General features: G+C 34.1%; 11 protein-coding genes. 6 read left to right on the top strand and 5 right to left on the bottom strand.

Features of this window, described 5'->3' with window-relative positions; translation table 11 throughout:
* Positions 1-30: 30 nt before the first annotated feature.
* The gene (locus FFONT_RS01535; RefSeq protein WP_014557452.1) at positions 31-2679 is read right to left on the bottom strand and encodes an ABC transporter substrate-binding protein; all 2649 of its coding nucleotides are present in this window, start codon (positions 2677-2679) and stop codon (positions 31-33) included.
* A gap of 97 nt (positions 2680-2776) precedes the next feature.
* On the opposite strand from FFONT_RS01535, the gene FFONT_RS01530 reads away from it, so the two are divergent.
* Both FFONT_RS01530 and FFONT_RS01525 read left to right on the top strand, forming a co-directional pair.
* Positions 2777-3334, top strand: coding sequence for a class I SAM-dependent methyltransferase (locus FFONT_RS01530; protein ID WP_014557451.1), 558 nt, complete (start codon positions 2777-2779; stop codon positions 3332-3334).
* Complete coding sequence (locus FFONT_RS01525; RefSeq protein ID WP_014557450.1) at positions 3315-4355, top strand: radical SAM protein; 1041 nt, start codon at positions 3315-3317, stop codon at positions 4353-4355. The genes FFONT_RS01530 and FFONT_RS01525 overlap by 20 nt, the downstream gene beginning before the upstream one ends.
* Before the next feature lie 3 nt (positions 4356-4358).
* On the opposite strand, the gene FFONT_RS01520 is transcribed toward FFONT_RS01525, so the two are convergent.
* Positions 4359-4796: a hypothetical protein gene (locus FFONT_RS01520; RefSeq protein ID WP_014557449.1), complete on the bottom strand. Its 438-nt coding sequence runs from the start codon at positions 4794-4796 to the stop codon at positions 4359-4361.
* Positions 4797-5161: 365 nt separating this feature from the next.
* Here FFONT_RS01520 and FFONT_RS01515 point away from each other — a divergent pair, with 365 nt between their 5' ends.
* Genes FFONT_RS01515 through FFONT_RS01505 form a run of 3 tightly spaced genes read left to right on the top strand, consistent with a single transcriptional unit; the run spans position 5162 to position 7653 of the window.
* The gene (locus FFONT_RS01515) at positions 5162-5923 is read left to right on the top strand and encodes a metallophosphoesterase (RefSeq protein WP_148683494.1); all 762 of its coding nucleotides are present in this window, start codon (positions 5162-5164) and stop codon (positions 5921-5923) included.
* A 12-nt stretch (positions 5924-5935) separates the two neighbouring features.
* Positions 5936-7069 carry a glycosyltransferase gene (locus FFONT_RS01510; protein ID WP_014557447.1) on the top strand — a complete coding sequence of 378 codons (1134 nt, stop codon included), beginning with the start codon at positions 5936-5938 and terminating at the stop codon, positions 7067-7069.
* The gene (locus FFONT_RS01505) at positions 7066-7653 is read left to right on the top strand and encodes a uracil-DNA glycosylase (RefSeq protein WP_014557446.1); all 588 of its coding nucleotides are present in this window, start codon (positions 7066-7068) and stop codon (positions 7651-7653) included. The genes FFONT_RS01510 and FFONT_RS01505 overlap by 4 nt, the downstream gene beginning before the upstream one ends.
* 33 nt (positions 7654-7686) lie before the next feature.
* On the opposite strand, the gene FFONT_RS01500 is transcribed toward FFONT_RS01505, so the two are convergent.
* Positions 7687-9492 carry a S16 family serine protease gene (locus FFONT_RS01500; RefSeq protein WP_014557445.1) on the bottom strand — a complete coding sequence of 602 codons (1806 nt, stop codon included), beginning with the start codon at positions 9490-9492 and terminating at the stop codon, positions 7687-7689.
* Positions 9493-9605: 113 nt separating this feature from the next.
* Here FFONT_RS01500 and FFONT_RS01495 point away from each other — a divergent pair, with 113 nt between their 5' ends.
* The gene (locus FFONT_RS01495; protein ID WP_148683492.1) at positions 9606-10058 is read left to right on the top strand and encodes a hypothetical protein; all 453 of its coding nucleotides are present in this window, start codon (positions 9606-9608) and stop codon (positions 10056-10058) included.
* Between the two features lie 2 nt (positions 10059-10060).
* Here FFONT_RS01495 and FFONT_RS01490 read toward each other — a convergent pair whose 3' ends face one another.
* Both FFONT_RS01490 and FFONT_RS07185 read right to left on the bottom strand, forming a co-directional pair.
* Positions 10061-11860 (bottom strand): ATP-dependent DNA ligase, encoded by a 1800-nt coding sequence (locus tag FFONT_RS01490; RefSeq protein ID WP_014557443.1) that lies wholly within the window; start codon positions 11858-11860, stop codon positions 10061-10063.
* A gap of 437 nt (positions 11861-12297) precedes the next feature.
* Positions 12298-12426 carry a hypothetical protein gene (locus FFONT_RS07185; RefSeq protein ID WP_014557442.1) on the bottom strand — a complete coding sequence of 43 codons (129 nt, stop codon included), beginning with the start codon at positions 12424-12426 and terminating at the stop codon, positions 12298-12300.
* Between the last annotated feature and the right edge of the window lie 119 nt (positions 12427-12545).

The following is a 12545-nucleotide window of genomic DNA, read 5'->3' as shown; positions in this document are numbered from 1 at the left end:
AATTTATTATTTTTATTCAATTATTATACTTTATTTCTTCCTTCTTGTGAGGTAGTATGCCAATATAACGATTATTATGATAATTACAATCACTATTCCCCAGAGCAATGCAGATGACGTACCTGAAAGTGCTGTTGTAGTAGTTGGAGTAGTGGTAGTAGTTGGAGTTGTTGTAGTAGTTGTAGACGGAGATGTTGTAGTTCCGCTGACCACATATGCAGTATTAAGAGCCCAGATGCTCCCTAATCCTGTCTGAACGCCATAGTATGGAATAACTACTCTGGCTCCATTAACCATATAGTACTGCAATCCCTGCGTTAAGAATATTCTCCAGGACTGTTGCATTCCCATTACATCAAGCTTTACTATGTCATTAAGTAATTGATTTGCCTGTTGTGGAGTGTATATACCAAATGCCAAATTCTGACCTAGCTGATAGATTGTCTGGTTCCATGGATACCACTGCTGGCTATTCGATGGGGTAGGCTGGAATCCGTATGTAAACGGAGCATACATCTGAGCTACATCATATCTCGCGAAGTATATAGGCTCATCGTAGTTGGCTACCCAACCTTCAGTATACATCGTCCATGGATGGTTCCCCATAGAGAATGACGCCATATCAGTTCCATAAATAGCTTTATTTGCTACTTGTCTAGTTATGTAATCTTCCTGTACATATATGTGGAAATACTGTTCAATCCATTGAGTTATCTGATCTCCTATAGCTTTTCTAAACGGATCGTCACCTCTGACCTCAAAGTATATTGTAACTTTCTTCTGTGTTCCATCGGGTAATATCAGATATAGCCATGTTCCGCTTGAATCTGTGATATACTTAAGCGACATTCCATAGCTATTCAAGCTCTGGTTGGCCTGCTGTATTGACTGGTTATAAATTGCTACCGCAGTTGTAGGATCTCCACTCCCATAAAGACCAAGTTGCTGCTCATATGTACTGATATTCAATGCTTTATATGCTGGGGATCCTGGAATTATCGCACTGAAGCATGGCACCGCGCTACCCTGGTAAACGTTTTGTACCAAAGAGTTTCTATTGATCAAAACGTTTAATGCAAATCTCACTCCCTGAAGAGCCATTGGGTTGAACTGGAAGTAATTGCTTTCCATTACGGTAGAGTTTATCAAATTGATTGGTACCCAGTCAGGATGTCCGTATTTAGACAGGTCTATTCCTAATGTCGAGCTTGGGTTGTAGAGTACTAATCCTGGAACAATTGTGCCATTGAGAGTTCTATCCTTTAGTGGAATAGTTCCTGGCTGTGAAGGATCGTAAACATTGTTAACTGGGTTAACTCCAAGGTCATTATAGTTCGTTGTTGTTGGGATTAATGTTACAGTTGAGGGAACTGTACCTATCTTGTTTATTGGCTCACTATAGAAGAATATGTCAGCTGTACCGCTCTTTACAGCTTGTATGCCCGCATCTTCCGTTGTAACTGACTCTACAAATATTTCATCAAGGCTTGGAACCGTTAAATTGTTCCATATATAGTGAATCTTTGGTAGTCCTAAGAATGTTCTGCTCTTCAGAACCATAGTGTTTGATTGAGCATTGTAAGAGTCTACATAGAATGGTCCGTTGCTGACTACTGCGACTCCATGAGTGTTAATCCAGTTCACCAAAGCATTTACTCTCTGAGAGAGATCGCTTCCATAATTATATCCAAATTTTGACAACCCATTAAAGTAATAAACGTTAGATGGAGTTAGGGCTAAGGCAGCAGCTTTGATTTGTTGCGCATTTATGAGCATATCAATTCCGCTGACTGTTCCCTTTGAAGTTGTTGTACTTTCCCACCATAAGTTAGTACTATTCATTACTGCAAGCTCCATTGCCGCAAGTAAATCATAAGGAACTCCTGGATATGGATCTACAGTATAAGCAATTAATGAAGGATCAACATCAACATAGGTTGTGTAAATCGCTAAGGACGTATCATTAATTATTTGGACACCTTCAAACATTCCTATTGTAGGTCCATACTGCGAAGAGAATGTCTCGTCGTAATACTGATCTGTTTGATTTGTTATATAGCTTGTATCAGTACTCCATCTCCACATGAAGGCTAGCCACGCAAGCACATCTGCAACACTAAAGTTTATGCCATCATGCCATGGAACTTGCTCGAAGTTGAATATTATTTCAACAGGTGCTTTTCCATCGTTCTGAATATAAGATGCTAGCGACTGATAAAACCCAGGTGGGGTTCCTCCTGAGCTTTGAAGCTGAGAATTTACGAATGAAGCGTATGTCGAATTTTGAGCAGCTTGATTTATTGGAACCCATTGAAGAGCAATTGGATCAAATACTAGAGCATTGCTCGGTATGGTAAGATAAGGAGTTATTACTCCTGTGGTTTGATTAACCGTATAATTTCCTATGTATTGATAAGTTGCTGTTGTTTGAACTGGCATTCCTGTGGATGGACTTGGATACAGTCCCCACTCTCTAACGTGTATCCAAAGCTGGTAGCTGTATATGTCTGTAAATCCTAGCACTGGATTCCATGGACTCATGAAAAGTCCTCCGGAAGAGCTAAATTCAATCAACGTTATCGAGTTTGCTGTCTGTGCGCTAGACAAGATTCCTGGCGCTGCTATACCAAAAGCTAATGTTATTATTAAAAGGAGTGAAAAAATCTTTAATTTTTCCATACATTCCACCTTTTTACTAATTAATTTATTTGTATGCACTATAATTTAATACTAAGGGAATTATATATAAAGTTAACCATCTCTAAAAGGGTCGTCTATGAGGGAAGATATTCCAATATGGCCTAAAGAAGAAAAGGTTGACGCTCCCTGGATACCCTCCTCCATTAAACCCATAATTTTTTCTTTTGAGATTGCAAAACTAAATAAAGATTCTAAAATATGCGATATTGGTTGTGGAGATGGGAGAGTTGCAATAATTGCTTCAAAGTATTTCGGTTGCAGTTCTACGTGCATAGAAAAAAGGGAAGATTTATGCGCTTTGGCATTGAGCAACGCTATTTATAATAGTGTAAACGATAAATTTTCAGTCATATGCGAAGATGCGAGAAAGATCGACTATAGCGAATTTGACTTTATTTACATATACATGTTTCCATCTTTTTTGAGAGAGATTTCGCTAAAGCTCGATAAAGAGCTCAAAGAAGGAACAAAGATCGTAACGTTAGATTTTTCGATAGAAGGCTGGATTCCAATTCTTATGAAAAGAATAGAAGATGAAAAAGGTATTATCAGGAGTATATTTTTATATTTTATAGGAATTTCTAATCCATCTGCTTGGAGGATAAGAAGGTTTTATGGTTATCCTAGAATCTAAGCTTGGACTTACAAAAGTTGGAAAAGTTTTAGAAATAAGGAAACCTTTCCCTCTTATAGGTCATATTTCGTTTGGAATAATTGATAGAGGCTACAATAACTTACAGGTAAGAATTACAACGTTATGCAGTTTATCATGCATTTTCTGTAGCGTTTCAGCGGGTCCAAAATCAAATAGGGAAAGAGAGTTTATCCTAAGGGATCCTGAATGGCTTTACGAATGGATTAAGTATGCATGCAATTTTAAAAGTAGTTTTCATTTAATTTTTGACGGGATGGGCGATCCTATTACTCATAAAGATCTTCCAGAGTTTGTCAAAGCTGTAAGGGAAATGAAAAATGTAAAATCGATAACAGTAGAAACTAGGTTATTTCCAGCAAACATTAAAACATTGGAAAAACTAAAAGATGCTGGAATTGACAGGCTAAATGTAAGTATAGATACTTTAAACGAGGAAAAAGGAAAATTGCTTTCTGGAAATAATTTTTATTCGGTAAAAAAAGTTAAAGAGCTCATTAAATATGCTCATGAAGAACTTGGAATTGCTATTCATTTAGCACCAGTTTGGATTCCAACAGTTAACGATGAGGATATTGAAGAAATAATACAGTTTGCGATAAAAATTGGATTAGGTGAAAAGTTTCCCCCATTAGGAATTCAAAAGTATGTTTCTCATAAATACGGAAGAAAAGTCCCAGGAATAATAGCATTATCATGGAAGGAATTTGAAAAATGGATGAGAAAGCTTGAAGATAGATATAAGATAAAGCTCCTATTAGACCCTAAAGACTACGGACTAGAAAAATCTGAAAGGATACCGAACGGATATAAGAAAGGGGAGATTGTGAAGTTATCTTTAGTAGAAAAGGGCTTACTTAAAAACGAATATCTTGCTATACCACCAAAAAAAGATAGAGTTTTTACTTTGATAAGCAGAAGAGAAAGCTTAAGCATAGGGGATATCGTCTATGCCAAAATTATCCATGATAAAGACGGGATTTTAATCGCAATTCCAGTTTAGAAATCAAATAATTATTATCCTATTACCGCCTTTCCTTTTTGCTTCCTCTAAAATCTTTCTAGCAAATGATCTCCATGGAGTTCCATAATATGCTTCCTTTCTACTATTTGCATTTTTTCCTAAAACGTAGCCTTCTAAGCATACGACTGTAATATTTGCACCGTTTTTGTTTATTTCTTCTTTTATAGAATACAGATCTGATTCTAAATCTGAGCATCTCATCATGGGAAACTCTAAAACTGCTTCTTCTGTCCCTCTTTCTTTATTTACTCCGTAAATAATTATTCCTCTGAACTTTATTGCTAAAAAAATTACACCCTCTGTTAATGCGTTTGTTATAGAATTTTTAACGTATTCATTTAAACCTTTTTCTCTAACTACTTCTTCAAAGTTATCCAAATCTGCAATTACTATACTTCCCCATGTTAACTTGCTTGTCATATAATCACTACTTAAATAACTCAGTGTGAGATAGGGGCATCACTCCATTCGGTCAAGGGCTGCCCACATCATCATCGTCTATATGATTTAATAAAATAGCAAATTATAAAGTTAAATACGGTCTTTCTAAGCTAGATCTATTTATAAAACTTAATTAGTTCTCTGTGTATATTTGCGAAATAATTTTTATCCGCATATATAACATTAATGTGAACAAAATTATCATTACTATCGAGCTACGAAATTTGCTGTAAATGAGCTTGAAAAACTTTTATTCATAATTTTATCGAAAAATTTTTAAGTTGTTGCAAGAGTTCTTAAATTTTATATTTTTTGCCACAAATAAATTATTAAGAGGAACAAAAATGCTCAATTTAGGCGAGTTTTCTATAATAGCTGGAGAGCCAGCGATATTCCATGAGGCTTCTCAGAGCATTATAATTGCAGATCTGCATTTAGGATTCGAGGATGAAGCGGCTGAGAGTGGAGTCTTTCTCCCTAAGATGCAATTGAAAAAAGCAATTGATTTGATAATAAGGTTAAAGGAATTAACTAAAGCTAAAAAACTCATTATTAATGGAGACATAAAAAACAGCTTCAATAGACTGACAATTCAAGAGAGAGAAGAAATAATAAGATTTTTTGGGAAGTCAAAAGATCTCTACGATGAAGTCATTTTAGTAAGGGGTAATCATGATAATTATGTTTCAATAATTGCTGAAAAAATGAATGTACCCATTGTTGAAAGCTATAAGCTTTCAAATATGACTATTTTGCTACATGGACACAAATTGACAGAAGAGATCTTTAGTTATAAAAATATTATAATAGGGCATGAACATCCTTCTTTTACTATAAAAGACGAAATAGGAAGTGTTGTAAAAATGCCTTGCTTCTTGAAGGTTCCCTTAAAAAATGGTAGCAACGTAATAGTGATTCCCGCTGCAGGTTACTATCAATCAGGAAACCCAATCTCACTTATTAGAGAAAACTATCTTTCACCGATCATTAGAGAATATGGAATAATCGATGAGATAGTCCCAATCATAATTGATACATACAATAAAGACCTTATTGAGTTCCCAACGCTAAAAGCTATTGAAGAATCTTTTGGGATACATATTTAAAAGTGAGAAGTTTTGGAAGAATTAAAAGAAATTTCAATTATAATTCCTACTTTTAATGAAGCGGAAAACATAGGTGCACTTTTTGAGAGGATAGCAGCCTCTCTAGCTAATTATGATTATGAAGTCATCATAGTAGATGATAACAGCCCGGACAATACTTCGAAAGTAGCTGTCCAAGAAGCAAAAAGACTTGATATTGAAAAAAACGTAAGAGTTATTGTAAGGAATAATGAAAGGGGGCTATCAACAGCGGTGCTAAGAGGAATGAATGAAGCTAAAGGTAAGGTTCTTGTCGTAATGGATGCCGATCTCCAACATCCTCCTGAGAAAATTCCAGATCTGTATAGGAAAATAGCTATTGAAAATTATAAAATTGTAATAGCTACAAGAATGGGGAAAAATGGTTACAAAAACATGCCTACATATAGAAGATTAATTTCAAAAATAGCTGGAGGGCTTGCAAAGCTATTACTGCCAAAACTAAAAAATGTCAGCGATCCTATGTCGGGCTTTTTTGCGCTTAAAAGGGAAGTGTACTTAGAAACGAAAGATAAGCTGAATCCTAAGGGATATAAGATACTTCTAGAAATTATAGTAAAAAGCCATGTAAAGCAAAATGATATTGGAGAGATAGAATACGTTTTTGAGAAAAGATATGCGGGAAAAAGTAAGCTTGGTTTAAAAGAGTATATCAATTATATTCTCCATCTTCTGTCTTTAAATGAATATAGAATTCTTAAGTTTATGCTAGTGGGATTGTCCGGAACTGCTGTTAATGAAGCAGCTTTGTGGATATTTCACTATATTTTCCATCTACCATTATATATTTCTGGCGCTTTTTCTATAGAACTAAGCATAATTAACAATTTCATATTGAATTCTATTTATACATTTAAAAGCTCTGAAAAAAGCATCACTTTTAAAAAATTTTTTAGATATCATATTTCTTCTGCAATAGGAATTTCTATTAACTATGTCATATTACTGTTTTTAAGCACTATTTTGAAAGTGGAACCTTTAATATCAAATTTGGTCGGCATAATTTTTGGTTTCGTAGCAAATTATCTGTTGAGTGAACATTATGTTTGGAAGATTGAAGATTCTGGACTAAATAGCCAATTCAGTAAAAGGAGGGTTCCAGTATGATGAGCTTTATTTCCTATGATGAATTTATAAAACAAATTGAAAACTGTAAAAAATGCGAGCTTTATCTCAGCAGAACTAAACCAGTGGTTGGAGAAGGTAACTTAAATTCTAAGTTTGTATTAATAGGAGAGGCGCCGGGTAAAAATGAGGACATTTATGGTAGGCCTTTTGTTGGAAGGGCAGGCGAAGTATTAAACAGAGCCCTAGATGAGATTAAGGTTGATAGAATTAATGTGTACATTACAAACGTTGTGAAATGCAGGCCGCCAAAAAACAGAAAGCCAAAAACAAATGAAGTTCTTTCATGTTTACACTATTTGATATTTCAATTGATGTATATAAATCCTTTAAAAATTGTCCTTTTAGGTGGTACAGCTGTAAAATATTTGTACGATGAATCTTTTCCTTATAAGAAAATTCCTAAAGAAAAAAAGATCTCGGAAATCAGAGGGAAATTAGGAAATTTCAAAGCCTATGATAGAAGTTTCCAGACTTATGCTACTTATCATCCTGCAATGATTTTGAGAAATCCCCGATTGTATGAAGTTTTCAAGGAAGATTTAGATATGTACCTAAAAAGCTGATTACTTAACATTTGAAGCAAGGAATGCTTTTGCTTACATATTAATCTTCTTTTTCGTATGATAAATAAGGAGGGAGAAAAATGCTGCAATAGCACTACCTACTCCCCAAAATAATAGCGTCTCAAAAATTATGTTTTGGCTAGGTATTACCAATTTTACTTGCGAAGAAGGACTTGTTGAATATAATAAATTTGCATTAAAAGAGTAGAATAAAAAGGGCAAAATACAAGATATCGAGTTTTCCAAAAGGTATAGCCTATTATCATAAGTAAGCAAATTGCTACTAGAATATTGATAATAAGCTAATGGAATAAATAGTGAAATGCCATTTGAAAGAAGATTTGAGTAAAAGATTTCAAAATTATAAAGATCTTCATTATAATATTCTTGCATTGTGTATTCATCTATATAATTCATGGACGATAATAAAGACGTTGCATCGTATGTAAGTACTGAAGCTAAAGAATACTTTAGAAATATATCTGTTGAATTAGAGCAAATTTTGTTATATATATCTAATAGCTCTTTATAATAGTTCTGGACGGATGCATCTGAAGATTGAGAAATAATGCTATTAATATAGTTCAAGATTATACTCAAAAAATCGATATACTGTTTCATAGAATTTTGAAAAGCTTCTAAATTCAATAATTGTCCTTCACTTATATTCAATTTACTCATATCGTACCAAGTTTTCGCTGTTTCCAGTCTGCCAATAGCATATGCTAAATAATAGGCGGTATCATTTTGCTGTTGGGATTGTGATGCCATATTTAAATACCCTTGCGCCTCCCATATCCTTTCTTCTTCGGTTGAGAAGATTTCAAATAAACTGATCGGAATTTTATCGTTATTGGTTAATTTATTTTCATCTTCTAAAGTTTTCTCTTTTAATTCATTGATAGTTTCATTTACTTTTTTGATGTACTCCTCTACTAATGTTTTATTATTCAAAGATTGCTGCAAGTAATAATACAGTGAATCTATGTAAAGGGTAAAGGACAAGCTCGATGCTGTATAATTTTCGCCTTGACTTACGAGATTAGTTATATCGGTAAAATTGCTTATTGAAAAATTATAAGAAATTTCTTTCGTTTTATTCATAAAATATAAAGCCACTTCTCCCATATAGTTTGAAATATCAGTTGGCATAACAGCGTTCATATATATTGAAGGTAAAGCATTAATGCCTCTTAAAGAGTTAGAAAGAGAAGCTATGCCACCAACTCCAATTATGTTTATATTTCCGATATTTTGGATGCTATTGGTTTCAGCAAGTAAGTTGTAGTTTGAATATGGAAGGTAAAAATAAGAGGCACCACTATTTATTGAGGCATTAAGCTTATCCTCTACTCCACCTATGATGACAGACAGACCGTCGATATTTATTGCACCAGTTATAACACTGGAAGAAAGAGAAGTTGGGTTCATATCTTTAGCGAGCATATAAAAAGCTTCTGCTATAGCTAGGCTTGCACTTGGCCCCTCAATTTGTGTTAAGGGACTTGTGAACTCAATAATTCCATTATAATTCATTGGATTTTTATTCGCCATCAAAAGCCCAACGTAGAATGCTACTGCAGCAGAATTGAGAGTATCGTTCCCAGCAAAAAGTGCTCCTTTAATGTAAATGTTGCCAGAACCATTTGGAATAAGAGATATCTTTAATTTTAAAATGACTCCGCCTTTTTCAGTCACTGCCGGAACAAATATTTCAATGCTCTTTCCTGCTATCTCAGATGCATTAGTTATTATTGGATAAACGACTAAAAACAGAATGAACAATGACGTAAAGAATAAAGCGAAAAACTTTTCTGACTTATTTCTATAATGCCTCAATTTTATTCCTCCAATATAGTTAAAATTTTATATCCGTTATTATTTAATATTCTAAACAAGTTATTTTCAATATTTTAGATTTGAATAACTAAAAATTTAAAGGAATGAATATAATGAGTAATGACAAAAAAAGCGAACTAAAAAAATTTCTAGAAGAAAAAATTGGACAATTGAAAAAAGAGCAGGAATATTACGAATTTTTGCTCGCGATTCTTGAATCAGGAATCTCTTCTCAAAAACAAAATTATCAAGAAGAAAAGGAAGAAAGCGTTGAGATAAAAGTTAATAAAAAATCTATAGCTATCATTTCTATGTCGTCTTCTTATATAAAATTAAGACCGCTATTCGATGTAGAAAAAAACGAAGATATGCTTAAGGAACTGAAAAAAGATATTGAACTTATAGCAGAAGATGCGAAAACTTCTGTTATTGAAGATAGGAATCTTGTTAAGGAAATCTCTATTGAAATAAAAAAATTGACCCCTTTATCGATAAAGGGAATTTCTGAAGCTTTAAAGCTTTTTATTACAGATTATTATAAAAATATAAATAAAATATCGGAATAACTTTATGGATTTTGCTCCTCTTCGACTTGCTTGAGTTGCATTCTGTACATTTCAACCAATTCCTTGCAAGTTGTAGCATCTTCAGGACCTTTATCTGGTCTCCAATTAATAAATCTAGGGAATCTTATACTTAAGCCAGCCTCTTTACTTATTTCTCCCTTTGCACAAGTATGCAATGGACTCAAAGTTAATTCTGCTCCTATGACTTCGACGACTTTTTTCGGTATCAGCCATACATCAGGAGTTATCTCGCTTATAACTCTAGGATCTTTATGATCAATGATGTAGCCCTTGAACTCTTCTGTCATTTTATCTAGTTCTTCGTCTGTAAACCCAGTTCCAACCTTACAGACAGTCCTAAAAACATCTGCATCTGGATCGTAGCCTGCAACAAGGATTGTACTGAGCTTACCAGCCCTTTTTCCTTTGCCATAGAATGCACCTACGACAACTAAGTCGACTGAATCGCTCATTTCGCTTCTGTAATCTCTTTTATACTTTATCCACAACCATCCTCTGTTTCCAGCCTGATAAATGCTCTTTTCGCTTATTGATTTTATCATTACCCCTTCCGCTCCATTACTGATAGCTTCATAAAACATCTTTTCAAGATCTTCCGCATTATCTATATATTTGTATTGAGCAATTTGCATATCATCACTCTGAGCAATAACGCTTTCAAGATACTTTCTTCTTTCAGGAAGAGGAAAGTTAGTAAGGTCTTTGCCGTCAACATAAATAGCATCAAACAAGAAAACACTCACTGGTACTTCTTTCATCATTTTTGTAATGTCATGTTTTCTTTTCCTTGTCATGAGTATTTGGAATGGTCTAAGCTCTCTTGTATCAGGATCAATGGCAACTATTTCTCCCTCAACTATAGCTTCATTAGCCTTAATATATTTCCTTGAGTACTCTACTACGTCTGGATATTGGTGCGTTATATTCTCAAGTCTTCTAGAAAAGATTGTAATTTCATCGTTGGACTTGTGTATTTGTGCCCTTTCTCCATCATATTTATATTCAACATATGCTTTTCCGCCAACCTTTTCTAACATAACTTTTGGATCATTATGTCTTTCTGCTAACATCGGCCTAATCGGTATGCCAACTTTAGGAGTAATATTCTGCAAAGCATTGATGCCATCTTTGACTAAAATCTCTGCTATATCTCCTAGATCTGCTCTCAAGTTATAAGCTCTTTCTATAATGGGTCTGTTTGCATCAGTTCCAGTAAAGGCTATCGATAAAGCATCCATAACTGTTGCATCTCCAATATTTATTCTCAATCTACCTTCAACAAATCTCACAATAAATCTAGCTTCAATAGGTTGCGCATCTTTCAAAAGCCCAGCAAGAACTCTAAGTTTTATATCTCTGCTGCCTTCCCCTTCCGCAGTAGCTATTTTCACAAATGATTCATATATTTTTTTCACGCTTAGCTTTTCTTTTTTCTGAACTCCTAAAAATGATGTCAATGTACCTGCAGTAGCATCTTTGCTTGCTTTAATCTGCTCAATAGCTTTTCCAAGATCACCAACTTCTTTGTAAATTTTATTTATTTGTTCTTCTTTTACATTCAGTGCTATACTAGCTGCCTTAATTAAAAGCTTTTCAGCAACACCTATTTCTGGCATGCCCTTCCAATCTGGCCATAATCTTCCTTGTATTAAATAAACTACAATCTTTACTTCATCTTTAGAAGTTTGTTTGAATAAGTCTACAAGAGCGTTAGTTAAAGCGATCCTTGATGAAATTTTTTCTAAAGCGTCAAAGGTTCTTGCAATTATCTCGAAATCCATAGAAAATTACCCCAAGATATATTTATATTTTTTATATATTAATAATTAAACAATTTCATATCAAGAAAAAAATAAAATATCCGTTCTATGTGATTTATGCAAGATGATGATAACCGGCAAGCATGAGACTTTTGTCAATGATTAATCAGAGTTAAACTGATTGTTTTGTAGTTTCAAACAATACATCAAACCATATGTTAGTTTTTCGATGGCAACTTATTCTCCCTTCGGGAAATCATTAGTTTTCCTCATTTATTCATGAATGCTTCTTTCTTACGCAGAACAGTGAGAGCTTTTTCTAGGATCGTCTATTCCTCACCTTTTTCTCGGTGAGAGCCTCGACAAACTGTTTTGAGTTTCATAAAAGTTTATATTTTGATGTTAATGTTATTTCTTCGCTATTTATAAATCTCTCCGCATTCTTTTAAAATGTTCTTTTAAGGACATACCTCAATGAGGGTTAGAGAGCTCTTCCAGAGAGCAGCGATAAGAAGATTGTAGAATTTCTTTGGATGCTTCGCGATAAAATCTATAGAACCCTCAGATGCTTTAGGATATTGTTGCATGCATAAACATGTTCTCCAAATACCTTGCTCTTGAAAGCTCCAAAGCCATATGCAGAACCAAGAAGGGATGCATCAACTAATATGAACTTATATGAGATCTGAACCTCTTTTATTCAATG

Source organism: Fervidicoccus fontis Kam940 (assembly GCF_000258425.1).
Classification (GTDB): domain Archaea; phylum Thermoproteota; class Thermoprotei_A; order Sulfolobales; family Fervidicoccaceae; genus Fervidicoccus; species Fervidicoccus fontis.
The sequence above is the reverse complement of the archived record's forward strand: the minus strand, read 5'-3'. Positions and strand labels throughout refer to the sequence as shown.

What these genes read in the sequence shown, in the direction of transcription:
- FFONT_RS01535 (WP_014557452.1), bottom strand. Translation starts at nt 2,679, where the DNA reads ATGGAAAAATTAAAGATTTTTTCACTCCTTTTAATAATAACATTAGCT.
- FFONT_RS01530 (WP_014557451.1), top strand. Translation starts at nt 2,777, where the DNA reads ATGAGGGAAGATATTCCAATATGGCCTAAAGAAGAAAAGGTTGACGCT.
- FFONT_RS01525 (WP_014557450.1), top strand. Translation starts at nt 3,315, where the DNA reads ATGGTTATCCTAGAATCTAAGCTTGGACTTACAAAAGTTGGAAAAGTT.
- FFONT_RS01520 (WP_014557449.1), bottom strand. Translation starts at nt 4,796, where the DNA reads ATGACAAGCAAGTTAACATGGGGAAGTATAGTAATTGCAGATTTGGAT.
- FFONT_RS01515 (WP_148683494.1), top strand. Translation starts at nt 5,162, where the DNA reads ATGCTCAATTTAGGCGAGTTTTCTATAATAGCTGGAGAGCCAGCGATA.
- FFONT_RS01505 (WP_014557446.1), top strand. Translation starts at nt 7,066, where the DNA reads ATGATGAGCTTTATTTCCTATGATGAATTTATAAAACAAATTGAAAAC.
- FFONT_RS01495 (WP_148683492.1), top strand. Translation starts at nt 9,606, where the DNA reads ATGAGTAATGACAAAAAAAGCGAACTAAAAAAATTTCTAGAAGAAAAA.
- FFONT_RS01490 (WP_014557443.1), bottom strand. Translation starts at nt 11,860, where the DNA reads ATGGATTTCGAGATAATTGCAAGAACCTTTGACGCTTTAGAAAAAATT.
- FFONT_RS07185 (WP_014557442.1), bottom strand. Translation starts at nt 12,426, where the DNA reads ATGCAACAATATCCTAAAGCATCTGAGGGTTCTATAGATTTTATCGCG.